Genomic DNA, 25,721 nt, shown 5'->3' on the forward strand with positions numbered 1-25,721 from the left:
TTCAAGACACCTCCTGTTCGACTGTCAGCTGCTCGAACGCGTCTTCCAGTCTTCCTTTTTCAATTTCGATATCTTCCAATCTCAAATTCAGCTCAAACAGATCGCGCAACACTATATCTGGGTTCTCCGTCATTACAGTAAAACGACCTTTATCCTCCATTACAGCCAACACATCTTGCAGACTCATCAACATTTCTTTTTTCGTCGTTTCATTCACTTTAAAGGAGATCGATTGACGCAGCAGGCTCTGTTTCAGCTCCATCGGCGAGCCGTCTGCAATGACTTTCCCATGATTGAACAAAATGATACGCGTTGCGATATCGTCCGCTTCCTGCAAATAATGTGTTGAGAAGAGAATCGTCTTGCCCTGCGCCGCCAATTCCTTTACAGTTAACCAAAACTGCTTACGCGCCGTACTATCCATCCCGACAGTCGGTTCGTCAAAAAAGAGGAGATCAGGATTGCCGGCCAATGCCAAGGCAAATCCGACACGGCGCTTTTGGCCGCCGGATAGCTTTTCTGTCCGCTTATTCAATTCTTCAGATGTCATTCCAGTCAGTTCAACTAGCTTTTCCATAGATAGCGGGTTCGGATAATAACTTTGGAATAAAGCGAGCAATTCTTTCACCTTCAATGCATCCATCAGACTCACTTGCTGCAGCATGACACCAATCCGTTCATGTACGGCGCGTGAATCTGGATCTGCTTGAAATAGTTTTGCTTCTCCTGATGTTGGCTTCAGCAGGCCAAGCATCATTAGCATTGTCGTGCTCTTTCCGGCACCATTTGGGCCGAGAATCGCAACAATCTCCCCCCGCTGAACAGTAAATGAAACATTATCAACAGCCTTTCTTCCTTTAAACTCCTTAGTCAAATATTCAATTTGGATAACCGGTTGCATTTTTACAACAACTCCTTTATTTATAGAATAGAAAATTTACTGCCTGCTGGTTAGTACACTCTGTCACCGTTTCAGATGACATTTGTCACCCCTTTCCATTGCCACCCGCGCGGAAGTGTGTATAATCAGTAGTAATTGCATATCTAAAATGTTTTCTAGGGTTCCGCAACGATAGTTGGCCTGGACCGAGAGTAAACTCACAGCAGCCGCTGTGCCACGGAAGGATAAAAGCCTGGGAGATACTGTTTATATTCAGTCATCTCCCAGGCTTTTTATTATTTTTTGAGGAGGAATAAAATATGAATTCGAATTGGCTGCAAGTGATCCTAGCCGCTATTTTCGAGGTGGGCTGGGTCATCGGATTAAAGCATGCGGACAGTCTGTTGGCTTGGACTGGGACGATTATTGCGATTGTGGTTAGTTTTTATATCTTGATAAAATCGAGCGAAAAGCTGCCAGTAGGAACGGTGTATGCCGTTTTTGTCGGGCTAGGCACGGCTGGAACTGTATTGGCCGATACCCTCTTATTTGGAGAAGCAATGTCAATTGGCAAAGCGTTGCTTATCGGTCTATTGCTGGCCGGTGTAATCGGCTTGAAATTGGTGACTAATGAAACAGAAAAGGAAGGAGAGGAATTATGATGGCTTGGATTTCCCTTGTCTTCGCAGGTTTGTTTGAAACGGTTGGCGTCCTGATGATTAATAAATTCCATAAAGATCGCAGTGCTATGTCCCTCCTATATATGATGGCAGGCTTCGCAAGCAGTTTTCTGTTACTCGCATATGCGATGACTGCACTTCCAATGGGAACTGCATACGCTATCTGGACTGGGATCGGCGCGTCAGGAGGCGCTCTGCTTGGAATGGTTTTTTATGACGAGCCAAAAGATTGGAAGAGGATTCTATGCATTGCACTCATTTTAAGCTCGGCAGTCGGGTTAAAATTTATTTCCTAGCAGTTAAAGGTCGTCTACAAAATTCGACATTTTCATGAAATAGGGCTAAAATTACCAAACAATTTATGCTATTCTAAACTTGTGAGTATTCGGAGATTGCTAACGTAGTATTTTAAAAATCTCTTCGGAACACTCTACATATAGAGAATAAGGGGGAAGATTGAATGAGAAAGAATAGGATTTTCGCACTTGTTGCTGCTTTTGCACTCGTTTTTGCACTAGCAGGCTGCGGAAAAAAAGACGAGAAAACGGAAGCAGCTGAGGGTGGTTCGAACGCCAAAGTGGATATTGGCATGTTAAAATTGACGAGCTCCGCTCCCCTTTTTATTGCGATTGAAAAAGGGTTCTTTGAAGAAGAGGGAATTACACCAAATGTAAAATGGTTCGAAGCAGCTCAGCCGATTGCCGTTGCGACAGCTAGCGGAGATATTCAAGTCGGTGCTACAGGCATTACAGCCGGTTTATATAATATGGTGGCTGGTGGAGAAAAACTACAAATCGTGGCGGATAAAGGAAGAGAGCACGAAGGCTATAGCTCGACCGCTCTGTTGGTTCCTGCTGATTCATCTATAGCCTCCGTCGAAGAGCTGAAAGGCAAAAAGATTGGAATTACCCAAACGGGTTCCACTTATCATTATATGGCTGGAAAACTTCTTGAAGAGCATGGCCTTTCGACAGTTGACGTCGAACTTGTTCCTTTGAATAGCATTCCTGGTCTTATGGAAACATTGCAAAGCAAAAATGTAGATGCTGTTTTACTGAACGAACCAAATGTTTCTCGTGTTGTGAAAGAAGGCTACGGCAGAGTAGTTGCGCAAATCGGGGATGAGTTCGATTATCAAACATCGGGGATCTTCTTCTCTCAAAAGTTCGCTGATAACGAAGACGTCGCCGTCCGTTTCATGAAGGCGTATGCTAAAGCGACTCAATACTATTTTGATGCTGCCTTGCAAAAAGAAAACGGCGAGGTTGTGCCGGGCGAGAACTATGATGAAGTCATTGACATTATCGCAAAATATACGGATCAAGAACCTGATTTGATTAAACAAGGGCTTCCTTACATGGATCGGGATGGCAAATTGTTGTCGTCTGATATCCAGACTCAAGTCGATTGGTATGTTAAAGAGAAATTGATTGATAGTTCAATTGATACTTCTTCCATCGTCAATACGGAATTGCTTGAAAAAGCGTTACAACAGCTAGGGAAGTGAGACTTGCATGAGAATCGTCATTGACAATGTCGGGAAAAAGTTCAAGAAATCCAAGAAGGAAGAGACAACGGCACTCGAAGATATTAATTTCACTATCCATGAAAAGGAGTTTGTCGTTCTCGTCGGCCCAAGCGGCTGTGGCAAATCGACGTTGCTGAATATTGTCGGCGGGTTACTTTCACCAAGTTCCGGCAGCATTTACTTCGAAGACATGGAAGATGAAAAGCGGGAGCCGACCGTCTCGATCGTATTCCAGGAAATTGCCCTCTTCCCTTGGCGCACTGTGTACCAAAACGTCATCTATGGACTCGAAGAAAAAAAGATGAATAAACAGGAACAGTTGGAAAAAGGCAATTACTATATCGATATGGTCGGTTTGTCCGAGTTCAAAGATGCGTATCCAAAGCAGCTGTCCGGCGGGATGAAGCAACGGGTCGGCATAGGACGGGCTCTCGCCGTGGAACCCGACCTGCTTTTGATGGACGAGCCGTTTTCTGCATTGGATGCGCAAACCAGAACATTAATGCAGGAAGAATTGTTGACCATCTGGAACCGAACGCAGCTTAGCACATTGTATGTGACGCATAATATCGAAGAAGCGGTTTACTTGGCTGACCGGGTCATTGTCCTCTCCCGTCATCCCGGGCGCATCAAAGAGATCATCCCGATCGACTTGCCAAAGATGGGCAGAGGGGATGCAAAGTACCGGGCCCAGTTTGACGAATACGCAGAACAGATTTGGCAATTAATCCGCCAAGATGCAGTCGATGCGTTGAAGGAGTGATAATGGAATGACAAAGAAAATGATTACAAACCGGGTGGCCTTTCTGGATAAGAAAGTTCCATTGTACGCTTCGATTTTAGGAATTGCCGGCGTTCTCATCGTATGGGAGATCATTTGCAGCCTGCAGATCGTTTCTCCCCTCTTCCTTCCGGCCCCGTCATCGATTGTGACAACCGGGTGGGATATGCTACTAAGCGGCGAAATAGTGAAGAATCTTATACCGAGCCTCTATCGAATTGGAGTCGGGTACCTGATCGGATCAGTCGTTGGCATTATTGTCGGTTTGCTCCTTGGCTTCTCTAAATGGGCGGATGCCATCGGAACACCAATTGTCTATTCCATCTATCCGATACCGAAAATCGCTCTTCTTCCATTGTTTGTCCTATGGCTCGGCATCGGGGAATTATCAAAAGTGACCATCATTTCACTGGGCGTCTTTTTCCCTGTCGTTATTAATACATATTCCGGCGTGAAAAATGTTGACCCCATTCTAATCAAAGCGGCCGTCACCTTCGGGTCCAATCACTTGAACGTTATCCGAAAAGTGATTTTGCCCGGCTCCCTGCCCATGATTTTTGCGGGCTTGAAATTGGCTGCCGGAACATCGCTCCTATTGCTCGTTGCTGCGGAAATGATTGCCGCCCAAAGCGGGATTGGATCCATGGTGTTACATTATGGGAACTTGATGATCACGACGAAACTGATGGTCGGCGTTCTTGTCCTGTCATTGCTCGGCCTCGCCTTCAACCGTTTTCTGCAATGGGTGGAAAACCGCCTGTTGCCCTGGAAATGAGTGAAGTTTTGTCTCCTGATAAAATAGATGTCCAATAGAGTATGAAACTGCCGGCTTATGGCCAGCATAAGAAGACTATCTTATTTCTATGTTTCGGAGGTTGCGATGAGCAGATTAATTCATTTTGAAATTCATGTAGACAATATGGAAAGAGCTAAAACATTTTACGAGAACGTATTTGGATGGACGTTTCAGGATTGGAGCGACTATGCAGGCATGCCGTACTTCGGTGCAGTTACAGGCGATGAAAGTGAACTCGGGATCAACGGCGCTTTAATGCAGCGAAAAGGGCCAGCCCCAACAGCAAACCAACCGCTAAACGGCTTCGCCTGCACAATGGGCGTGGAGGATTACGATACAACAGAAGCAAAAATCCTGCAGAATGGCGGAACGGTCGCCATGCCTAAATACGCGCTGCCGCAAATGGCTTGGCAAGGATATTATTTAGACACAGAAGGTAATCTATTTGGCATTCATCAGCCAGATGTAAATGCTCGTTAAGCAGAGATGAAATTAAAAGTAGTGGAGATAATCTCCGCTGCTTTTTTATTTTTTTCCTGATAAGCAAGTTATTTATACTGCCAGAATAATGGGACAACCTGTTTCAGAATTTGGTAAAGCTATGTTACACTAAAAATATATGAAACTGGTATTCAAATCCAAATCATAAGGAGTTCTGCATGTATATTGTCAATTCAACCTTTATCGTACCAGAGGAGAAAGCAGAGGAAGTCATCGGCATTTATCAAAATCGATCTAAAGTAGTCGATCAGACGGATGGATTCCTCTCTTTTCAATTGTTGCAAAACCAGAAGCGTGCTGGTGAACTGGTAGTGCATATGGAGTGGGCAACCAGAGAGCAATATTTGAATTGGGTTCGCAGTGAGCAATTTAAACAAATACACGAACTTGAGAGGAAATATCCTGATCAGGAACTTGCCTCCATCATCCCAAAAGTGAACCAGTATAAGGTGGTGGCTGAATAATGGAACTGCATGTGAAAGAACCGATCGTGGAAGCGGTTGTTAAGGAAATATACGAAGCGTACCCTTCTCTTTGGAATAGATTTGGAGAAAACGGCCATCAACGGACAATTGAAGATAATCATCATCATCTGGATCATTTGGAAACCGCGTTTCAAATGGATGACAGCCGTTTTTTCATTGATTACACAGTATGGCTAAATGAAATATTGACAAGCCGAAATGTGGGGACAGAATTGATTATCGATAATTTCCAGAGGCTGCAGAAGCATATACCTGGAAAGCTGGACTCCATTAGAGAACGATCCTATTTACAGTACTTAGAGCTCGCGCTCAACTCGTTACAGAACCCAAAGTAAAAGGAGAGGATCGAATGAGCGATCATTCCATCAAATTGGCAAATCTGCTTCTTAGTGGAGAAGAACAGTTGGCCATAACACATATCCACACTGTTCTGACAGAAAATGATCGGCTCACTCTATACGAAGACCTTTTGACGCCCGCCATGACATACATCGGAAAGTTGTGGGAGCGCAATGAAATCACGGTTGCCGATGAACATCTGGCAACCGCCATTTGTGATTTTATTATCTCGGATTTCGAATTCAGGTCGTCCTCAAAAGAACAAGAAAACAGAAAAAAAGTGATGCTTTTCGGAGTGGAAGGAGAAGAGCATTATATTGGTCTCAAAATGGCTTCCGCCGTCTTTCAGGAGTTCGGTTGGAGTGTGCGATATTTAGGTCCCAATCTTCCCCTTCGGCATGCAGAAACCGCAGCGAACGCCTGGCAGCCCGATGTCATTGCCATGTCTGCGGCACTTTCCTATCGGCTGCCGACGTTGAAAAAATCCGTTCAAGTGCTTTCCCAAACAGCCGGCCAGCCGACCGTACTGATTGGTGGCCGGATGGCTCCCCATGTCCATTTCGAAGAGGAAGCAGCCTCAGGGCAAGTAATTATCATGTCGAATCTAAGGGAGCTTCATCGGTGGCTCGCATTCGCACAAAAAGGAGTGGGAACCATCAATGCCTTTTCTTAAGACCGGCTTAGCCATCCCCATCTATGCCATTAACGCAGAATTGGAGATCATCAAAGCGAACGAAACAGCAAGGCTAGTTTTAGCAAGCGCCCAAACCATTCTCGATGTTATTGAAGAAGAGAGCCGTCCAAAGGCGGTCATGAACCTCCTTCGCTTCGAACCCATTAAAGCGTTAGAAATCAATGTCCTCTCCAGTTCGGGCAGCATTGTTCTGGCAGACCTGTATGTAGCCTGGTCTGAAGGAGAAATTGGAGAGGTACTCATTATTGAGAAAGACAAAGCTGTTGAAAAAGTAAGCGAACAGCTGATCAGCCTACGAACCCGCCTGAACGATACCAATTTTGAACTTCTTGAAGCCAAGGAAAATGCGGAAGAGCTGTTGCATGAGAATATTAAGCTGTCCTCTCCATTTATTGAAGTGACCGATTCTATCGCCTTAATTCCCATTTACGGCGGGCTTGACCAGACAAAAACCGAATTGATCGCCGCCAAGTTATCCCAGCGTGCCTATCTTTCCGAGGTGGAGACACTGATTTTGGATTTCACGGCGGTCGGGCATATTGATCAAAGTGGCTTGCAGGGGCTTGAATCCTTGTTGAAGGTATTGCAGTTGTTAGGCTTTAACATAGTAATCGCTGGACTTCATCCACAGCATGTAAAAGAGTGGAACGATATGGAGTTCACTTTGGAAATTCGTTTTATGAAATCGTTAAAGTCGGCGATGGATAAACTTCTGGCTGTTCAGCACCCATGAATACATATCAAGGTTCATTTTTCTTGATGACTGCCCTCTGCTGCTTTGATTCGCAGATCATGACTTGCATTCAAAAAGACGACTAAGAATGATGTTCTCTTAGTCGCCTTTCTTTTCTAATGCAGTTGTCTCAATTAGGAATCAAGCTGGCAGAACCATCTTGCAATTGAATGTGTTACAGTGCCATTCTCTTCTCAATAAAATCCTTCAAAACATGAACAGCTCTTACACAATCGTTTAAATCAGTCCATTCCTCAGGATTATGGCTAATCCCTTTTTTGCTGCGCACAAAAATCATCGCTGCCGGAACTTCCCGTCCTACCACCATGGCATCATGCCCCGCGCCGCTCACCAATTCCATCGGCTCCACATCAAAACTGGCAATCGACTCTTCGATGCATGATGTAAGCTGTGGATCAATTAACAGCGGATCGACTGCCAGCATTTCTTCATAAGACACGCTGACATTGAATTGCTTCCCTGCCAACTTGGCCGTTTCGATGATCGCCTCCACAAGCTGCTTCCGTTCTTCCAGCAAAATATCACGAACATCTACCGTCAACTCGACTTTCTGCGCAATAACATTAATGCCATTTGGATAGACATTTAGTTTACCTACCGTGGCGACAGCGGTTTCACTAAAACGCCGCGGCAAGTCTGCCAGTTGATGAACAAATGCTCCAGCTGCCACAACGGGATCCCTCCGGTCATCCATTGGTGTATTCCCCGCGTGTCCTGCTTCACCGTCAAAGGTGAAGTTCATCCATACCGGCCCAGCAATCCCCTTGACGATACCGACAGGCAAATGGTTCTGTTCCAATCTCTTTCCTTGTTCAATATGTACTTCCACAAACAACTCGATTTCACGAATATCACGTTTCGCTTGCCATACTTGTTCCAATGAGCTGCCGTATTCCTCCATCACTGTTTCAAAGGATTTGCCCTCGGCATCCTTTAAACGAGCAGTATCCTCCGGAATTAATTTCCCCACCATAGCGTGGCTTCCTGTCAAGCCCGTACCAAATCTCGATCCTTCTTCATCCGAGAAAATGACTACCTCAAATGACTTAGCTGGACGGTACCCCGATGACTTCCATGCCTCCACTACCTCTAATGCAGCAATAACGCCAAGCGGCCCGTCAAAATTCCCTCCGTTCGGCACACTGTCGACGTGAGAACCGGATACTATGACCCGCTGATCATCGTTTCCTTTTAAGCGTCCGAAAATATTACCGACTCCGTCTTCCCTGACATCCAAGCCAGCCTCTTTCATCCACCCCATCACGAGATGTTTCGCGTCCTTCTCCGCTTTGGAAAATCCGGGCCGGTCCACTCCTTTGTCTTTTGTCTGGCCAATCTTTGATAGCTCGTTTAAACGGTGTGCGAGCCGTTTTCCATCTATTCCACCAGACGATAAAGTTTCATCATAATCCACCATCAAACGGTCATAAAGAAATTCATTCATTGTCTCAGCCTCACTTTTCTTTTTTGTCATGATCTGTTCCTCAAAGGAGGAGCGTTTCCACTTATCAAACGCATAATAAATGAACATCGGCAATACGGATAGAATGGCAAAAAGAATGGCCAGCTCCAAAAAGAGAGAATTGACCTGATAAACAGGTGTTTTCAGCTCCATCAAATCTTTAATCGGGTCAGCTCCCAACGAAAGGAGAATAAGAGCAAACACGAGTTCAAATCCCCATGTCCGGAGCACGATGATTTTTTCTGGAAACTCCACTTGCAGCCAATTCTCAAACGGAAGTTTTTTCGCCGAATAGGACGACATCCACTTATGCAAGCCAAACCCCACGATACTGATGACTCCGAGTGGCAGTAATTTCAGAAATGGATAACTGAGCACTTGGCTAACGAGGAGAATCATTGCTCCAACCAGTACAAGCCCCCAAATGAGGACGCTCCCTTTGCGTTTCCATTCTAGGTTTCGCCCCGCGGCTGGCTTTCCCGCAGTTTGCTTTATCGTCATACTTTCCGATCCAGCTTCACTTCAAATTCAGGATGCGTGACATAATCCATATATCTGACATTCCCGTCAAACGCCAGATACGTCTGGAACCGGGTTCGATAAGCCGGCCCCGTAATATAGTCGAGGACGTTCTCCTTTCGCACCCATCGGCAATCGGAAGTCTCTTCGGAAGTGCATAGCTCGCCGCCAAGCGGATTGCATGCAAAATCCATCATTACCTTCGTTGGCACATCTGTCACGCCGTCATACCATTTATGTATGCCCGTATTCGAATAAACCCCAATAAGCTTCGCTACTTCAATATCGATGCCGCTCTCTTCCTTCACTTCCCGGCGGACGGCATCCATCACATTTTCCCCCACTTCAACTTGTCCTCCGGGGAAAACCCAGCCTCCATGTTGCGTTTTGACGAGCAAGATATTGCCCTCTTTGTCTTCTACAATTCCTCCAGCAGCTACGATATGAGTCGGCATTGCCATATCCCCATCCCCTTTCTTTTCATCTTTCAAGGCATTCTTTTGGTATCCAACCGACGCTCCCGTCTTTCTTTTTAACGAGAGTAAAGCCATCACATGTTTCATTCACAATCGAAACGCGTTCCCCCTGTCCCACGCTGAGGAATGTCGTGCTTACATCGCTTTTGCACATGCCATTTACGATGTATTCATTTTTTACCCATTGTTGGATGCCTGACTTTTTATTTACACACAAGGTAAAATACGATTCTCTTTGGAGTTCTTGCACTTCATAATTCGGATAGGTGACAGTTCCACAGTTACCCGCACGATCTTGATGGTCTTGCATAATCTCCGCAGTTGGAAGATCATCCACAAAGACATGAGAAACATCGTCGCCCTTCCAAATTAGCGCATTCAACTGTCCATCCCGCTTAATGCCATTCCCTCCATCAAGCGCAATCACTTTCTTGGAGACATCGATGACTGGAGAATTGGAACTGATCGTATTCGCCCTATAATTAACGACCGGCCAATGCCCGACAATGACAGTCTTATCCGCCATATGTCCCTTTTCATAGAAAGATGGCATGTATAAGGCATTCGCCAAGCTCGTATTTTGCCAATCGGGCCGATTTTCCACTCCCGCATGGATGAGTATGAACTCATCTGTCTCAAACGCAACCGGCAAGTTTTCCAGCCAATCGAGCGTTTCGCCGAAGTTGTCCTGATAGAACTCCCCGAGCTCTTCCAATGTGGAAAAGTGGTCCAGTTGTTTACCATGCTTTACAAGCATTTCATTCAAAATGGAATAGGGCTGTTTGGCCATATAGTTTCTAATGCCCTCTACCTTGTCGAATACATAGCGGTGAACGATGTCGCAATTTCCTTTCGTAATGAAGACATGCTCCGATGCTGCAGACAGCTCTCGCGCGTAGGCGACAGTGTCGAGACTGTCAGGCCCCTTCTCGCAAAGATCGCCGTTGATGAACAAGTAATCCTCCGGTGTATAGTTCACTTTCTCAAGCAGTCTTTTGAATAAAGGCAAGTTTGCGTGGATGTCTGAAATAATGATGATCCTTCTGTTTTTATCCAATTCTAATGTTCTTATATCAATCAATATGTTCTTTCCCCTTTTTTTCTATTTACCAACAATTCTACCACATCTAAATGTTCATTTTCTTGCCTAAAAAAACAAGAGGAAGTATAGATCTTCCCCTTGTTCCATACCTATTTTGACTTCAAAATAAAAAGATGGCATTACTATCAACATAATAATCATCCCATGTTTAAAAAGGTAAAGGTATTTCGTAAGTTTTCTCCTCTTCGTCATTTATCAGACCGCGGGCGAAGGCTTCTTCCCATGTGACACCATATGGAACTCCTTCTCCTGTAAAGCCTGCAATAAAGAAGAAATTTTCGTCTTGCCCAAACTCTTCTCCATAGTTCATAAATCCACTTTCTTCTCTTTTCACTATTCTTTTTTTTCTCATACTAAAATCACCTATTAATTATTGATTTCAAATAATTCCACTCGGCTACTCAATGTGCGATGTTCAAACCATTTCCTCTTATTTTATCACATCCATAATTTAGGATGACTACTACACTGCAGTAAGGTACACTTAAACCAAGAGGAGCGATCACATATGGGCATCCGGAATTTGAAGCACCTTCTGTAATTCGAACCAACTTACAGGAGGAATGAAAATGACAACAAACACATGGGTACTCCCCTTTTATCAAAAACAGTTTGAATGGCTCAACTCTAGTTTAGAGGATCAAATGAAGGAAGATATTGAACGGCAAGTCGACGAATTGCAAGAGCAGGTTGGAAAGCCGTTTGATACAATGCTCGAAATCGGAGCGGGAAACGGCATCTTCGCAAAGGGACTTGCCCGGCGAGGAGTGAAAATGACAACGCTGGAGCTTGTGCCGGAATTGGTTGCATTTGCAAAAAGCCGCTCTCCCGAAACAATTGCTATCCACCAAGGTGACTTTTACACATATGAATTTGAGGAACGATTTGATGTCACTGGCTACTTGGATGGATTCGGGGTTGGGACTGACGAGGAACAGCTCTTCCTCCTGAAACGAATGGCAGGCTGGATGAAAGAGGATGGTTGTGCTTTGATTGATATTTACCAGCCTACGCATTGGCAAAAGGCGGCCGGCCAGGAAATGAAGTTGGATCGCGCCAACCGAAGATACGAGTATGATGAGGAAAACCGTCGCATGCTCGATACGTGGTGGTCTATCGACAATCCGTCTGAGCCTGTCACTCAGTCTTTGCGATGCTATACGATTGAAGAGATCAGCAGCTTGTGCAGTGAAGCCGGCCTGCACATCACGGGTATTTTCCCTGGCGGCAGGATGGATTACGATGAGTGGGTCTACCATCCGGTAGCGCCTCTTTCTGAATGTTTAGCGTATCGGATTAAAGTGAAGAAAGCTTAACTGGAATTGTTGACTTGATTTCATAATTAAACAATAGGGGTGAGGATGTGAATAAAACACTGATAAAACAGATTCCTATTATAAGTAATTGCAAAGAAGTTTTTGAAATTAAAAAGGGGTTTTCCTCAGATAAAAAATTTCTTGCACACATGGAAGATGGTAAAAATAAACTACTACTTCGAATGTTTGATTTAGAAGAGTTGGAACTAAAGAAGACCGAATACTCTATTTTGGAAAGGTTGCAGGAGTATAACGTTACTTGTTCAAAACCGATTTCAATAGGTGTGGTTGGTAATCGAGGGTATTTGATTACAACTTACTTAGAGGGAAAGGATGCTGAGGATGAAATCGTAAAATACTCAGATCAAGAACAATATACCATTGGCCTCGAGGCGGGAAAAGAATTAAGAAAAATGCACCAGTTGTCTGCCCCAAGTCGTATTCCTTCATGGTATGCAAGGAAAGTTGAGAAGCATAAGAAATATTTAGCTGCTTACTTGGCAGGTGAGGTAAAGGTTAATCATGACCGTAACATAATGAGTTTTATTGATGAGAATATCCATCTTATGAAACATCGTCCGAACTTTTTTCAACATGATGATTTCCACCTTGGAAACATCATTGTGAGTAATAAGAAATTCGCTGGAATTATCGACTTTGGCAGCTATGATTGGGGCGATCCTATTCACGAATTTCTAAAGATAGGAATTTTCAGCCGAGGAGTAAGCATTCCTTTTTCAATAGGACAAATCAGAGGCTATTTTAATAATAAAGAACCAGATGAAGATTTCTGGAGGTTGTATTCACTTTACCTGGCAATGTGCGTTTTCTCAACTGTTGTATGGACTACAAATACAATTCCAAACCAGATGAATGAGATGTTAGATAAAGTTTATTTGTATTTAGAAGATCATGATTACTTTAGCAGAATAAAACCTAAGTGGTATCAATAAAAAGGATGAGGGACTAAGCATTGCGCTTTTCCCTCATCCTTTTTTTATCATTTATCCCGGCTTTTCGGCGCTACGTAAAATGCAGCTGCAATTGATAAGGCGACTACAATGAACGGCGCATAGAAAATAATGAATTGATTCATATCCGCTTCACCTCACACATGTTCATCCTGCTTCCCTGCTACATAGTCCTTATCAAATAAGAACAGCTTCATGACAAGATAGAGAGATGGAACTAATAAGCAAAGGCCTGCAATGAATGCAACGACGAGTGAAATGGCCATTGCTTGGTTTGTAATGCTGTCGTAGATAGTCAGATGTGGATACAGCAAATATGGGTAATGTGAAATACCATAGGCAAAGAACGCCAGCGCAAATTGCAAGATCAGCAGCCAGACCGCGAGCCCGTATTTACGCTTTCTCCACAACAGCCAGACCGTTACGAGGAAAAGCCCTGCCGATATGGCAAACAGCCACCAAAAATCTACCATCCGTTCATAGTGCTGCGTTGTATTCCGCTTTAATTCCACGATGATGCCCACCGCACTGATCATGAGCGGACCCCCCCAAATCAAGGCGTATTTCCGCATAAGGTCGGATGCTCGGGAATCGTTCGCTTTCCTTGCATACCAAGTTAGAAACACGGCGGAAATATAGAGGACCGCCATGACGCTCAAAACGACAATCGCCCAAGTGAGCGGACTCTTGAACAATGCGTCATAATCCAACACTGGCTGTCCTTCCATCATCGAGACGAAACCGCCTTCGGAAATGGTGAAGACGACCGACAAGGAAGCTGGAATCAACAAGCCGGCGATGCCATACGCAAGAGCATACCCTTTGTGATATCCCTTTTTCGATCCGTACGATTCAAAGGCATAGTAGCTGCCTCTGATCGACAAGAGGATCAACGAAATGCTTACCGGAATGAGCAGCACTGTCCCGTAATAAAACGCTGTTTTCGGAAAAAACCCGACGACTCCGACAAAGAAGAACACTAGAAACACATTGGTAATTTCCCAAACAGGTGAAAGGTATCGCTTGATAACATTGGTCAAAATATGATTCTTGCCTGTCAACAAGCTATATGCATTGAAGAAACCAGCTCCAAAATCGATCGAAGCGACAATGACATAGCCGAACAAGAACAGCCATAGCACCGTAATGCCCAATATCTCTAATGTCATGAACGTCCACCTTCTTCTGTCACATGTCTTTCCGCGATCTCACGTTCAATCGGATTATGGCGGAACATCCGAATTAATACGACGACGCTGCCAATTGCCAGGACGATGTACAGTGCTGCGAATGCAATGAGCATCAAATCCACACTTCCGCTCGTTGTCGCCCCTTCCGCTGTTTTCATATAGCCGCGTAAAATCCAAGGCTGTCTTCCAACTTCCGCAAGCCACCAGCCGGCTTCAATGGCAAGCAATGCGAGCGGGCCGCCTGCTACGATCGTTCTTGTAAACCATTTGCTCGAAATCCATTTCCAGCCCCGCCACTTTCCGATCACATAGACGAGCGCAACGAACAGCAGGAACATGCCGATCGCCACCATCAGGTCAAACAGATAGTGAATATAAAGAGGCGGCACTTCATCCGCAGGAAATTGGTCGAGTCCAATCACTTCAGCTGTTGGATTGTTATGTGCCAGGATGCTCAGTGCATATGGGATTTTAAATGCATACTTCACTTCTTCCCCATCTGTCACACCGAACAAAATGAGCGGCGCACCTTTTTCTGTTTCAAAATGCCACTCCGCAGCTGCGAGTTTTTCCGGTTGGTACTCCGCAAGATATTTACCTGAGAAATCACCTACGACTGCTGCAGCAACGGCAAAGATAAGCCCTAGTTTCATGAGCATATGAAGCGCTTTTTTATGGTACACATGCTTGGAACCACGCAGCATGCGGTATGCCGCGATGGAAGCGAGTGCGAATGCGGATGTCATATATGCAGTGACCAGAACATGCGCTACTTTCGTAGGCATCGCAGGATTCAACATGGCAAGGAACGGCTGGATATTAACCAGCTCTCCATTCACCACTTCAAAGCCTTGCGGAGCATTCATGAATGCATTGACAATCGTTATAAACACGGCGGACATGGACGCGCCAATCGCCACAGGCACAAGCAACAGCATATGGCGTTTTTGATTCTTGAAACGGTCCCATGTATACAAATAAATGCCCAGGAAAATCGCCTCGAAGAAGAACGCGAACGTTTCCATGAACAACGGCAAAGCGATTACTTGTCCCGCCAGTTCCATGAAATTCGGCCAGAGCAAGGACAGCTGTAAGCCGATCGCTGTTCCCGTAACTACCCCGACCGCTACCGTGATCACAAATCCGCGCGCCCAGCGCCGTGCTAATAAAATATAATGTTCATCATTCTTTTTATAGCCGACCCATTGGGCAATCATGATCATCAGGGGCACCCCGACGCCTATCGTTGCGTAGAGGATATGAAAAGATAATGTTAACTCGGTTAATACCCGACTCCAGAAAACAGCAGAATCGTTGACCATCTTTCCTTCATCTCCTTAGCTTCCAAATATCCTGCCGATGATAGATACCAGCATAATGACGGCAACCGTAAAGCTGAGAATCATGAGCCGTCTTTCTTGTTTTCGATACATGGTGATTCCCCTCCCGGACTTACAAAATATCAAGCCAGATTTTGACCGCAGTCGCTAAGATTAGCACAGCTAGAATTCCTTGCAGAACCTTCGTGTTCACTTTCCCGCCCGCCTTCGCTCCAAGCGGGGCTGCAAGAAGACTTGCGATAATCATAATGATGGCAGGGAAATAATCCACTTGACCGGTAGCCAGCTTTCCTGCCGTCGCACCGATTGAGGATATAAAGGTGATCGCGAGGCTTGTCGCAATGGTCATCCGTGTTGGAATGCCGAGGACAACGAGCATGATTGGCACAAGCAGAAATCCTCCTGCCGCTCCCACAATGCCAGAACCGATCCCGACAATGAATGCTAAGACCGCAGCCAGTGTTTTATTGAACGTCACCTGATCCATCGGAATATCATCAATTTTCTTCTTCGGCACGAACATCATGACCGCGGCAATCAAAGCGAGAACACCGTAGACGATATTAACGCCGCTTTCCGAAAGAAATTGGGAGCCATAGCTTCCGACTAGGGAGCCGAGTAAAATGGAGCCCCCCATGTAGATGATTAGAGATTTATTCAAATAACCGCCTTTGCGATACGCCCACACACCCGCAATGGATGCGAAGAATACTTGAACCGCGCTAATTCCGGATACTTCATGTGCCGTAAAGGCGGCTAACCCAAACAACGGCGGAATATACAGCAGCATAGGGTATTTAATAATCGATCCACCGATCCCGAGCATGCCCGAAACAAACGATCCGATGAATCCGATCAAGAAAATGACAATAATAAATGTGAAATCCATGGCTTTCAGCTCCTTACCAGTTCTAACTTTCTATCTCTATCCTTAGTATAGAACGGGTATGGACTGCCCCATATAGGGGTTTTCCACTAAAGAAACGGTCGCTGGGCAAAAAAAACCAACCGTATCCTCTGCGAGGAATGGTTGGTTCTTGTGGTTAGACATATTTATTCGCGAGTCCGTATTGGATCAGCTCCGACTTGTCTTTCAGTTCCAGTTTCTGCATGATGTTCGCTTTGTGATTTTCGACTGTTTTGCTGCTGATGAACAGCTTTTTGCCGATCTGGACATTTGTAAAACCAAGGATGGTCAAGCGGACAATCTCCTGCTCCCGGACAGTTAAGAGCTCCCCTTTTTCCTTGCCTTTCTGTTTAAAGAGCTTCTCGAGCTGCTCCTCCGGCAAGCCGACGCTGTAATACCGTTGGCCGTTATGGACCGACTTGATGGCATCATAGAGCTCGTTTCCTTGGCTATTTTTCAGCAGATAGCCGTGCGCATTCACTTCAATCCCTTTTTGGATATAGACGATCTCATTATGCATCGTCAGCAGGATGACTTTGACGTGGCTGACTTGCTTCATGATTTCCTGTGTGGCGGTGAATCCATCGAGTCCGTTTGGGATGGAGATGTCCATGAGCACCACATCCGGCTGTGTCTGGACAGCCAATTGGATCGCTTCCTCGCCATCACCAGCTTCACCGACGACTTGTATGTCCCGGTAGTTTTCCAATAGCAGGATGATTCCTTTGCGGATTAGCACATGATCATCTACGACGAGCACTTTAATCATAGAGGAACCCCTCCTTCCATTTCGGAATTTGAATATCGATGCGTGTCCCTTCGCCCGGGGCGGAAATGATGGAATATGTGCCGTCTAATTGATCGACTCGCTCCTGCATATGCTTTAAGCCAAGGCCTTCCTTTTTCATTGATTCCATATCAAAACCAATTCCGTCGTCTTTAATGTGCAAGACTAGGTTGTCATCCAATTTGTCCAATTGAATGATGACATGGCTGGCTGACGCGTACTTGATGACGTTATGCAATGCCTCTTGCACAACACGGTAAAGATTGATTTCAACAGAAGGATGGCAACGCTCCGTGAAATTTGTTTTAAACCGAATGTCGAGTTCCGGATGAAGCTTCTGAACGGAATCAATGAGCGTTTTCAATGTTGGCCCAATGCCAAGCTGGTCGATGCTATGCGGCCTTAATTGATAGGAATACATCTTAATGTCGTTCATCACCTTCTGCAGTTCCATTCGCACTTCCTCTATATACGTATTGAGCTTAGGATTATTGACATAGGACTCGATCGCTTGCAGAGCAACAGAAATGGAATAGAGGGATTGCCCTACCCCGTCATGCAACTCCTGAGCGAGCCGCTTATGTTCCGATTCCTTCGCTTCAATTAATTTCTTAATCATCATTTTGGAGAAGCGGGCTTCCTCCTCTTTCAATTGCAGTGTTTGGTCCCGCAGCACAAGCAAATATTCCTTTCGGTCGTTTTTTGGATCTGTGTACATAAGGGCTGTACTCATTTCAACATCAATTTTCTTACCGTGATAAGTCGGCATTTTAGAAAGGAAATACGGTACTTCATTATTCTCAATTAAATAGCATCGATTTTCCCCATGGCCCGTTGTGCGATGCTCGCAAAAAGAGCAGAACGGAACAGAGTCCGTCAGATCCCAGCCCGTCAATCGCTTCGCCGAAGGATTCATCATGAGAATTTGCCGGCGATCATCCATAATGATGATCCCATCCTGTATATTTCTGAATATCTGTTCTAAGTATTCGCTTCCTAAGTTCATATGATCCATCATGACCGTCCGGCCCCTTCCTCCGTATGCTTGTCTTCCTTCATCTTAGCATATCCATCTGCAATGGTTGTAGGATGGATACCTGTAAGAAGCGACTCGGATGCAGTCAAAAACGTGGAGCCGAGTAAGATTTACATGGGCATTCAGTCAGCGAATAACTTGTAACTCCATAGCCTTTTCTGCGCAAATAACGGATGCTCAAATTTCGATTCAGCGAATTGTCCGCAATAATATGGACCTGTTTGCCGGGAATCATTTTAAGATTTCGCTTCAAATAGGCAAATGGGATATTCACAGCTCGTTCAAAAGGCTCGTGATCCGCTAGCTGATAATCCCGCACGTCAATAATGGCTGTCTGTTCCGGCGGCTCATCAACACACGAAGCACCCGATATAGGGGCAATCCGTTCATATAGTCTCCATGCGAAAATACTCGCGAGCACGGCAACTACAAATCCCATTCACAGTTCCTCCTCTCTGTGCTGAAAAGCCGCCAAGGCAATGAGTGACCTTGGCGGCTATAATTTATCATGTTGATTAGTTAACTTCCCTGCACCATCTTGCGTAACCGCCAGCCATATTGACGACATTTTTTATGCCATTCGCCTGAAGAACGCTCGCTGCAATCGCAGACCGGCCTCCTGCTTGGCAATGGACAATAATTTTTTTGTCATCTTTCACTTCATCCAACCGCTTGCGAAGAGTTCCGAGCATGAGATGCTGCGCCTGCTCAATATTCCCGGCGTCAAATTCTGTTTTATTCCGGACATCGATCACATACACATCTTCGTTCTCCATCATCTCTTTTGCTTCAAGCGGAGAAATGTTTTCATATGACTCAAGCTCAGAAGCTTCTTTCAATACTTCTACATCCGCATACCCAACCACATTGTCGATACCGACGGAACGGAGTGCAATCAACATCTCTTCCAAATTAGCAGGGTCCACGAGCAAGTAAAGCGGCTGTTCATAATTCACCAGCCAACCGGACCAGTTTGCGAATGAATTATTGAATGGAATATTGATGGAACCTTCAACATGGCCAGCCGCAAATTCGTCCGCTTTCCGCGTGTCTAACACTTGATGGCCGGCTGCGATGACAGTTTTCACGTCTGCCAGCGAATTCAATTGCTTCACTTCCGGCAGATTTTTAATCAATTCGATGCCCACTTTGTTTACATGCTTCATGACTGCGAAATAGTAAGGTGGCTCGGGCTGGCCGTCCAGCAAGGCAGCAATAAAATCTGCTTCGTTATCGAATTTCATGGCCCAGTTAAATTGTTTTTCATAACCGACTGTTGACGATGGCACCGCGCCCAGCGCTTTACCACATGCACTACCTGCACCATGGGCCGGCCATACTTGCAAATAATCTGGGAGCGCTTTGAATTTTTTTAGGGACTGATACATCGCTTTCGCTCCAGACTCCGACGTTCCTTGAATGCCAGCAGCTTTCTCGAGCAAGTCCGGACGGCCGATATCACCGACAAACACGAAATCGCCTGAGAAAATACCCATCGGCTCATCTGCAACTCCGCCACGGTCCGTGAGCAAGAATGAAATGCTTTCCGGCGTATGGCCTGGTGTATGCATCGTTTTGAAAACGAGATTACCTATTTTGAATTCATCGCCATCCTTCAAAAGCTGATGCGGAACATGCTCGATGTTCTGGTACTTCCAATCTGCATCGCCTTCGTCCGAAATATAAAGCGTCGTTCCGAAACGATCGGCAAGTTCGCGGGATCCTGAAACGAAGTCCGCATGGATGTGTGTTTCCAACGCGCCGACAATTTTCATGTTTTCTTTCTCGGCCAATTCAATATACGGTGCAATGTTCCGCATTGGATCCACGACAACCGCTTCACCTTTGGCTTGGCAGCCGACGAAATAAGATGCATGAGCTAATTTCTCATCATAAAAGTAACGTAGTAACATATGTTCAATCCCCTATCCATTATTTTTTTGTGTACGTTCATTCAAAACTTCCATTGTTGCTTGCACATAGCAAAGACCCTTTTGCACCATCGGGTCCTTCAACCATTTAACAAGCGAGAATAACTTGACGTTCTGTGGGTTGCATTCCATTCGATTTTGCACTTCCTCGAAGAGGGTAAGGCCATCTTTCCCTTTTCGCACCCAAGGCTCCGCATGCTCTTTCACATTGGAAATCAAATACTCGACAGATTGCTTATCCTGAATGACAGCTGTCACAAATTCCATGATGTCTTCGAGCTGTTCCATCAGCTTGACGAGCTTTGGCAATTTTTCTAGCAAAGCGACCATTGCAATGATCGTTTCCATATCTAAATTGTAGGTCGATAACAGCTGATCATATTTTTGAATCGCGGTTTGATCCTCGAAAACTGCTTTGCCAAACTGGACGGCATTCCCGATGGAGTCGATGCTTTTTTCGAATTCCGGCAGCTTATTCAAAAGTGATGTGAGCGATTGCTGGACCTCTGGCCGTTCCAATTCCGTCATCAATTGAAGCAAGTCTCCGCCTTCCTGCGCATGTTCATTCTTCATCTTCGTCCTCCTCCTTCCTCGATGAATCGTTTACATCGTCCCTTTCAGCATGCCGTCCCAGTACATAATTGGCAGTAAATCCTTTTTCATTACATACATGCTTGTCCGTTCCACGGCCTGGTTGAACGGCATGGATTCCACTGGCTGTTTATCATAATTGAATTCTGCCAAAATCAGCTTGTTATAGCCTGTGACAATTGGACAGGAGGAATAGCCGTCATACGTTGCTGGCATAGGTTGCTGGCGCATGAGTGCGATCAAATTCTCGGCAACGACCGGTGCCTGCTTGCGGATGGCCGCGCCTGTTTTTGATGTCGGCAAATTCGCATTGTCTCCTAGGGCAAATACATTGGCAAAGCGAACATGCTGCAGCGTATAAGGATGAACATCGACCCAGCCATTGGCATCCGCCAACGCGCTCGTACGGATGAAGGCAGGCGCCTGCATATATGGTGTTACATGTATCATGTCATAAGGAATCTCTTCCATTTCATGTGTATCGAGATGCTCAAATACCGCGATTTTTTCATCCGCTTTGATTTCAATCAGGTTTCGGCGGAAACGGGCATCGATCTGCTTGCGTTCCACGACCTTCTCCAAAGCGAGACGATATTTTTCCACGTCAAAGATAGCAGGATTGGCTGAGCCAAAAATCACTTTCGTTTTGTCACGCATGCCCGAACGCTGGAAATGATCCTCTGCCAAGTACATGATTTTTTGTGGCGCACCACCGCATTTCACTGGAGAAGCCGGATGCGTGAACAGAGCAGTACCACCCTTGAACGATCGGATCGTTTCCCATGTATAGTCGACATGCTCGAAGGAATAGTTGCTGCACACATTCTTCGTGCCAAGTGCCTCCGACAATCCTTTGATCGCATTCCAGTTAATTTCAATGCCGCTCGCCACAACGAGGTAGTCATACGTTAAGGTAGTCCCCTCTGCCGTCATTAACGCATTGTCCACCGGGCTGAAGGATGCGACAGCATCTTGGATCCATACGGCTCCTTGCGGAATCAAGCTTCCCATTGACCTCTCCGAATCCTCTTTCTTCGCTGCGCCTCCGCCGACCAATGTCCAAAGCGGTTGATAATAATGTTTCTCTGCCGGATCGATGATTGCCACTTCGCCCATCAATGCTTGCGATTGACGCAGTAACCGGGCAGCAACCGAAATCCCTGCGGATCCTCCACCTACGATGACGACTCTGTATGAAGTCTTCATGTGAACGCCTCCTTGTTTCATGGTTGTTACTTTATCTATGTACATTGTAGAGTAGCCGGAAAAATCAAAGTATAGGGGTTTCCCCCTAAAAGGGAATGCAGCACAAAAAGCGTGCAGACAAAGTAATCAACACTTTATCTGCACGCTGAGTGCGTAATATGATAGGGATTTACCTTAATCCTACTGCACATCCTGCAGCTAGAATGAAAAGGAAGAGCGCACTCATGACAACATCATTTTTGCCAACCTGGACGACTCTATAAAACGCCAGACGCTTCTCTCCCGTAAAACCTCTCGCTTCCATCGCAAACGCCGAACGCTCCGCTTTCCGGACGGCGCCCGCCAGCATTGGCAACAGGATGCGTCTCAAATTCCAAAGGCGGACTATAGCATTCTTATCTCGGACAGCTCCACGCAACCGATGAGCCTGTTGAATATAGACGAATTCGTCTTTCATAACAGGTAGGAATTGATAGCCGACTAATATACTATAAGCGATTTTAGGAGACAGCTTTAATTGCTGCATGAGACTTAAAATGAACTTTGTTGGATCCGTTGTGAATGCAAAAAGCAGGGATAAACCGGCAAATGCCAACACCCGGAAGCTAAGCGATAACGCATGGTCCAGCTGTGTTCTCGTGATGTCGTACTGAAACACCGACCAGACGACATCGCCAGTCCGGTCCTCTGCAAAAACAATCGTTGTCCAAAAGTATCCAAATGACATGATTAAAAAGGGAATCATGAACAACAGCCATTTCTTCCAATCGATCGAACTGAAGCAAAGCTGCAACAGGATGACCCCGCCCCAGCAAATCAACGGAGTCCACGGATTAAAGAAAAACGCCAATGTCAGCATGCAAACAGTGATGACAAGGAATTTCACAGAAGGATTCATCTTATGCAAAGCTTGCTTCATATTCTGCCACTCCCTTCGGAGCCATCAAACGGTGGTCTTTCAGCAATTCCGGTTTTCTCCAAACATCTTCTGCATGAAACGCACCTGTCAATCTCCCATCTCTCATTAACAGAATACGGTCCGCAATCGCATAAGCAAACTTCATATCATGAGTGACAATGAGAAACGCCGTGCCTTCCTTGGCTCTTTCGTCAATCAAGCGTGACAGCTCCTGCAACGAAACGGCATCTTGGCCGGAGGTAGGTTCGTCCATTAAAATGACATCCCGCCCGTCGCTAAGCATAGCCGCAATGGCAACACGCCGTTTCTGCCCGTGGCTCACAGCGAACGGGTGGGAACCGGCAACCTGCTCCAGTTGCATCGCCTCCATTATTTCACGTGACCTCTCTCCTCCTCCGTAAGCGATCTCCTCTTCCACTGTTGTAGTAATGAAAAGAAACTCCGGAGATTGTGGAACATATCCTAATGCCTTCGGAGCGACCGTCCCTTTCGCTGGAATCAAACCGGCGAGCGCTTTCAGCATCGTTGACTTCCCGCTCCCATTAGCACCTGCCAGTACAGCTATTTCTCCCTTTTGAAGTGTAAAAGAAGCTTGCTGGAGAAAGGTAGACGTGCACAGTTTCTCTACCCGCAAAGCACATTCCTTTCGAATAGAAGGTGTACGCTTTTTTATTTCGCTTAGTTGCTGCTGTCCTTGCAGCACGATTTCCCGATTAAAAAATCGTTCCCATAAATCCAAGCGATGCTCAATTGCCACAACAGTAAATCCGCGTTCCTGCTGCAATCGGTCAAGCAAACAGACAAAGGACTGGGCAGAGATCGGATCCAAATGAGAGAGTGGTTCATCGAGCAACAGGATTTCAGGTTCCATGATCAAAGCACAAGCGAGCGCAATCTGTTGCTTTTCCCCGCCTGATAATTGCTGGATAACCGCATGACGAAAATCAGTCAGCCCGGTTAATCGCAAAACGTCTTCTATTTTCCCATCCATTTCAGATCGCGGCGTCCGCAAGTTTTCGAGAGTGAACGCCAGCTCCTCTTCGACTGTGCGCATGCAAAATTGGGAGTCAGGGTCTTGGAAGACCGTCGCAATTCGGCGATTTACCTCGCCCGGGACATATTCATGGGCGTCCTTTCCGAATATCAAGACACGGCCTTTCAATTTCCCATCGCAGTTTTCCGGATACAGCCGGTTGATTACATAGAGGATCGTTGATTTACCGCAACCGCTCGGTCCCGTGAGGACAACCCGCTCCCCTGCCTGAATGGAAAACGAAAGGTCTTCGACTAACCACGCCGTTTCATCCGGATACCGAAAAGAGACCGATTGAAACGCAATGACATCATGCACGCGCGTCACCCTTCACAGCCCGTGCAATCGGATAGCCCCGAAGCGACCCAGTCGCCAGCAAACCATCCACGACAAACTTCCCGCCGACACCGGCAATGAGCGCCCCACTCGCAATTCGGATACCGAGCATTAAAAGAATATAACCCGGTTGGAATACTGAAAACCCGCCGAGCAGATAGCCATAAGCGAAACTGAAAATGGAGGAACCAACCCCCGCCAACATAAGAACAGGCAGCGTAAAACGTTTATAGCCAGTTGCCGCAAAAGCAGCTTCCGCCCCTAGCCCTTGAATGAGTCCGGATAAAATTAAACGCGGCCCGACTGCATTCCCAAGGAGCACCTCGATTGCAGCTGCAATGGTTTCCGAAATGACAGCGGCTCCAGGTTTCCGGATAATATACATACAAATGATCGACACGATGAACCAAATACCGAAAATCCATTCATACGCAATCGGCCCGATAAAGCCAGACCAAATATTACCGACATGCAAAAACAATAAATAGACGATACCAAACACGACAGAAAACAAAGCCATCAAAACGACTTCTTTCAGCTTCCACTTCGCAAGCATATTAGCGTCCTCCTTCATGGGAAGGACTGTTGATGCTCATGGACACCGTCATGACAAGATGGCGATGCTGGTCAGATCGCGCATTTGTAAAGGCTTCTTCATAGAACGCGAACACCTCATGAATATCGCCATGGATGCCGCTTGCGTAATGCATCGACTCATTAAAGACACCCTGCTCCTTCGCACGGTCCACTTCGCGATAAATTATATCCATATAAGAAGGATTATTCATCGGATACAAAGCAAACTGGGAGGACACATACTGTTTCGTGTCATCCGTATTCAATAATTCATCGTCAACCTCTAAATAGGCATCTCCCGCACTATCGCCCGGACAGCCTGCAGAAAACGTGCCGGATAGGGCAACGTGCTTTCCACTCTTTGCCGCGAGCAGTGTCAGTGCCTTCGCCACATTGAAAACATGCGCCTGCTTCCCGCGGATCACCGTGGACACATCATCCGTATGCATCCAAACAGCCGACGTATCCGTCTCCTCCAGCGCCCCCTTAATAATCGAAACAAAATCATCTGCCATCGGATACAGCGAAAACCGGAATCCGACAATTGGACTCGTACCACATAGCATGGTCAAAACCCCCTCTGAA

Annotated in this window: 31 protein-coding genes and 1 riboswitch; of the genes, 12 read left to right on the plus strand and 19 right to left on the minus strand. The window is 45.9% G+C overall.

From position 1 onward, the window contains the following. Window position 1: 1 nt before the first annotated feature. A complete protein-coding gene (locus tag ACSW3C_RS17425) occupies window positions 2-901 on the minus strand; it encodes an ABC transporter ATP-binding protein (RefSeq protein ID WP_486564067.1) in 900 nt (299 codons plus the stop codon). A 144-nt stretch (window positions 902-1,045) separates the two neighbouring features. Beyond that, a riboswitch (guanidine-I (ykkC/yxkD leader) is annotated at window positions 1,046-1,142 on the plus strand. A gap of 58 nt (window positions 1,143-1,200) precedes the next feature. Here ACSW3C_RS17425 and ACSW3C_RS17430 point away from each other — a divergent pair. The 10 genes from ACSW3C_RS17430 to ACSW3C_RS17475 all read left to right on the plus strand — a co-directional run bounded on the left by ACSW3C_RS17430 (window position 1,201) and on the right by ACSW3C_RS17475 (window position 7,417). Then, window positions 1,201-1,542, plus strand: coding sequence for a DMT family transporter (locus tag ACSW3C_RS17430; RefSeq protein WP_486564068.1), 342 nt, complete (start codon window positions 1,201-1,203; stop codon window positions 1,540-1,542). Next, a complete protein-coding gene (locus ACSW3C_RS17435; protein WP_486564205.1) occupies window positions 1,542-1,856 on the plus strand; it encodes a DMT family transporter in 315 nt (104 codons plus the stop codon). The genes ACSW3C_RS17430 and ACSW3C_RS17435 overlap by 1 nt, the downstream gene beginning before the upstream one ends. A 164-nt stretch (window positions 1,857-2,020) precedes the next feature. Beyond that, entirely contained in the window at window positions 2,021-3,067 is a 1,047-nt protein-coding gene (locus ACSW3C_RS17440) for an ABC transporter substrate-binding protein (protein WP_486564069.1), read from the plus strand. Window positions 3,068-3,074: 7 nt separating this feature from the next. Next, window positions 3,075-3,851, plus strand: coding sequence for an ABC transporter ATP-binding protein (locus ACSW3C_RS17445; protein ID WP_486564070.1), 777 nt, complete (start codon window positions 3,075-3,077; stop codon window positions 3,849-3,851). Window positions 3,852-3,858: 7 nt separating this feature from the next. Further along, complete coding sequence (locus ACSW3C_RS17450; protein ID WP_486564071.1) at window positions 3,859-4,644, plus strand: ABC transporter permease; 786 nt, start codon at window positions 3,859-3,861, stop codon at window positions 4,642-4,644. Between the two features lie 105 nt (window positions 4,645-4,749). After that, a complete protein-coding gene (locus ACSW3C_RS17455) occupies window positions 4,750-5,145 on the plus strand; it encodes a VOC family protein (protein ID WP_486564072.1) in 396 nt (131 codons plus the stop codon). Window positions 5,146-5,324: 179 nt separating this feature from the next. Continuing rightward, window positions 5,325-5,630, plus strand: a complete 306-nt coding sequence (locus ACSW3C_RS17460; RefSeq protein WP_486564073.1) for an antibiotic biosynthesis monooxygenase family protein — start codon at window positions 5,325-5,327, stop codon at window positions 5,628-5,630. Next, window positions 5,630-5,986: a hypothetical protein gene (locus ACSW3C_RS17465; protein WP_486564074.1), complete on the plus strand. Its 357-nt coding sequence runs from the start codon at window positions 5,630-5,632 to the stop codon at window positions 5,984-5,986. The genes ACSW3C_RS17460 and ACSW3C_RS17465 overlap by 1 nt, the downstream gene beginning before the upstream one ends. Window positions 5,987-6,000: 14 nt before the next feature. After that, a complete protein-coding gene (locus ACSW3C_RS17470) occupies window positions 6,001-6,663 on the plus strand; it encodes a cobalamin B12-binding domain-containing protein (RefSeq protein WP_486564075.1) in 663 nt (220 codons plus the stop codon). After that, window positions 6,650-7,417, plus strand: coding sequence for an STAS domain-containing protein (locus tag ACSW3C_RS17475; RefSeq protein WP_486564076.1), 768 nt, complete (start codon window positions 6,650-6,652; stop codon window positions 7,415-7,417). The genes ACSW3C_RS17470 and ACSW3C_RS17475 overlap by 14 nt, the downstream gene beginning before the upstream one ends. Before the next feature lie 175 nt (window positions 7,418-7,592). Here ACSW3C_RS17475 and ACSW3C_RS17480 read toward each other — a convergent pair whose 3' ends face one another. From ACSW3C_RS17480 to ACSW3C_RS17495, 4 genes are all read right to left on the minus strand, one after another. Continuing rightward, window positions 7,593-9,401, minus strand: a complete 1,809-nt coding sequence (locus ACSW3C_RS17480) for an allantoate amidohydrolase (protein WP_486564077.1) — start codon at window positions 9,399-9,401, stop codon at window positions 7,593-7,595. Beyond that, complete coding sequence (locus tag ACSW3C_RS17485) at window positions 9,398-9,880, minus strand: NUDIX hydrolase (RefSeq protein ID WP_486564078.1); 483 nt, start codon at window positions 9,878-9,880, stop codon at window positions 9,398-9,400. Before ACSW3C_RS17485 ends, ACSW3C_RS17480 begins: the two co-directional genes overlap by 4 nt. A gap of 19 nt (window positions 9,881-9,899) precedes the next feature. Beyond that, window positions 9,900-10,976: a metallophosphoesterase gene (locus tag ACSW3C_RS17490; RefSeq protein ID WP_486564079.1), complete on the minus strand. Its 1,077-nt coding sequence runs from the start codon at window positions 10,974-10,976 to the stop codon at window positions 9,900-9,902. A 169-nt stretch (window positions 10,977-11,145) separates the two neighbouring features. Continuing rightward, a complete protein-coding gene (locus ACSW3C_RS17495; protein ID WP_486564080.1) occupies window positions 11,146-11,349 on the minus strand; it encodes a hypothetical protein in 204 nt (67 codons plus the stop codon). A gap of 217 nt (window positions 11,350-11,566) precedes the next feature. Here ACSW3C_RS17495 and ACSW3C_RS17500 point away from each other — a divergent pair, with 217 nt between their 5' ends. Both ACSW3C_RS17500 and ACSW3C_RS17505 read left to right on the plus strand, forming a co-directional pair. Further along, window positions 11,567-12,313, plus strand: a complete 747-nt coding sequence (locus ACSW3C_RS17500; RefSeq protein WP_486564081.1) for a class I SAM-dependent methyltransferase — start codon at window positions 11,567-11,569, stop codon at window positions 12,311-12,313. 47 nt (window positions 12,314-12,360) lie between these two features. Next, entirely contained in the window at window positions 12,361-13,266 is a 906-nt protein-coding gene (locus tag ACSW3C_RS17505) for an aminoglycoside phosphotransferase family protein (protein ID WP_486564082.1), read from the plus strand. A 47-nt stretch (window positions 13,267-13,313) separates the two neighbouring features. Here ACSW3C_RS17505 and cydS read toward each other — a convergent pair whose 3' ends face one another. From cydS to ACSW3C_RS17575, 14 genes are all read right to left on the minus strand, one after another. Beyond that, on the minus strand, window positions 13,314-13,409 hold the full coding sequence (cydS, locus tag ACSW3C_RS17510) for a cytochrome bd oxidase small subunit CydS family protein (protein WP_486564083.1): 96 nt from the start codon (window positions 13,407-13,409) through the stop codon (window positions 13,314-13,316). 12 nt (window positions 13,410-13,421) lie between these two features. Next, the gene (locus ACSW3C_RS17515; RefSeq protein ID WP_486564084.1) at window positions 13,422-14,453 is read right to left on the minus strand and encodes a cytochrome d ubiquinol oxidase subunit II; all 1,032 of its coding nucleotides are present in this window, start codon (window positions 14,451-14,453) and stop codon (window positions 13,422-13,424) included. After that, window positions 14,450-15,796 carry a cytochrome ubiquinol oxidase subunit I gene (locus tag ACSW3C_RS17520; protein ID WP_486564085.1) on the minus strand — a complete coding sequence of 449 codons (1,347 nt, stop codon included), beginning with the start codon at window positions 15,794-15,796 and terminating at the stop codon, window positions 14,450-14,452. The genes ACSW3C_RS17515 and ACSW3C_RS17520 overlap by 4 nt, the downstream gene beginning before the upstream one ends. Window positions 15,797-15,926: 130 nt before the next feature. Further along, window positions 15,927-16,703, minus strand: coding sequence for a sulfite exporter TauE/SafE family protein (locus ACSW3C_RS17525; RefSeq protein ID WP_486564086.1), 777 nt, complete (start codon window positions 16,701-16,703; stop codon window positions 15,927-15,929). A gap of 154 nt (window positions 16,704-16,857) precedes the next feature. Next, entirely contained in the window at window positions 16,858-17,490 is a 633-nt protein-coding gene (locus ACSW3C_RS17530) for a response regulator transcription factor (protein WP_486564087.1), read from the minus strand. Continuing rightward, window positions 17,483-18,526, minus strand: coding sequence for an ATP-binding protein (locus ACSW3C_RS17535; RefSeq protein ID WP_486564088.1), 1,044 nt, complete (start codon window positions 18,524-18,526; stop codon window positions 17,483-17,485). The genes ACSW3C_RS17530 and ACSW3C_RS17535 overlap by 8 nt, the downstream gene beginning before the upstream one ends. A 103-nt stretch (window positions 18,527-18,629) precedes the next feature. Beyond that, complete coding sequence (locus ACSW3C_RS17540; protein ID WP_486564089.1) at window positions 18,630-18,983, minus strand: hypothetical protein; 354 nt, start codon at window positions 18,981-18,983, stop codon at window positions 18,630-18,632. A gap of 76 nt (window positions 18,984-19,059) precedes the next feature. Continuing rightward, entirely contained in the window at window positions 19,060-20,457 is a 1,398-nt protein-coding gene (locus tag ACSW3C_RS17545; RefSeq protein WP_486564090.1) for an MBL fold metallo-hydrolase, read from the minus strand. Between the two features lie 12 nt (window positions 20,458-20,469). Then, on the minus strand, window positions 20,470-21,048 hold the full coding sequence (locus tag ACSW3C_RS17550) for a helical membrane plugin domain-containing protein (RefSeq protein ID WP_486564091.1): 579 nt from the start codon (window positions 21,046-21,048) through the stop codon (window positions 20,470-20,472). Window positions 21,049-21,078: 30 nt separating this feature from the next. Continuing rightward, complete coding sequence (locus tag ACSW3C_RS17555) at window positions 21,079-22,272, minus strand: NAD(P)/FAD-dependent oxidoreductase (protein WP_486564092.1); 1,194 nt, start codon at window positions 22,270-22,272, stop codon at window positions 21,079-21,081. Between the two features lie 169 nt (window positions 22,273-22,441). After that, window positions 22,442-23,191, minus strand: coding sequence for an energy-coupling factor transporter transmembrane component T family protein (locus ACSW3C_RS17560; protein WP_486564093.1), 750 nt, complete (start codon window positions 23,189-23,191; stop codon window positions 22,442-22,444). Continuing rightward, the gene (locus ACSW3C_RS17565; RefSeq protein ID WP_486564094.1) at window positions 23,172-24,542 is read right to left on the minus strand and encodes an ABC transporter ATP-binding protein; all 1,371 of its coding nucleotides are present in this window, start codon (window positions 24,540-24,542) and stop codon (window positions 23,172-23,174) included. The genes ACSW3C_RS17560 and ACSW3C_RS17565 overlap by 20 nt, the downstream gene beginning before the upstream one ends. Beyond that, the gene (locus tag ACSW3C_RS17570) at window positions 24,535-25,116 is read right to left on the minus strand and encodes an ECF transporter S component (protein ID WP_486564095.1); all 582 of its coding nucleotides are present in this window, start codon (window positions 25,114-25,116) and stop codon (window positions 24,535-24,537) included. Before ACSW3C_RS17570 ends, ACSW3C_RS17565 begins: the two co-directional genes overlap by 8 nt. Window position 25,117: 1 nt before the next feature. Further along, window positions 25,118-25,702: a YkoF family thiamine/hydroxymethylpyrimidine-binding protein gene (locus ACSW3C_RS17575; protein ID WP_486564096.1), complete on the minus strand. Its 585-nt coding sequence runs from the start codon at window positions 25,700-25,702 to the stop codon at window positions 25,118-25,120. Between the last annotated feature and the right edge of the window lie 19 nt (window positions 25,703-25,721).

The sequence above is a fragment of the Sporosarcina sp. AD_1 genome, from assembly GCF_057373025.1.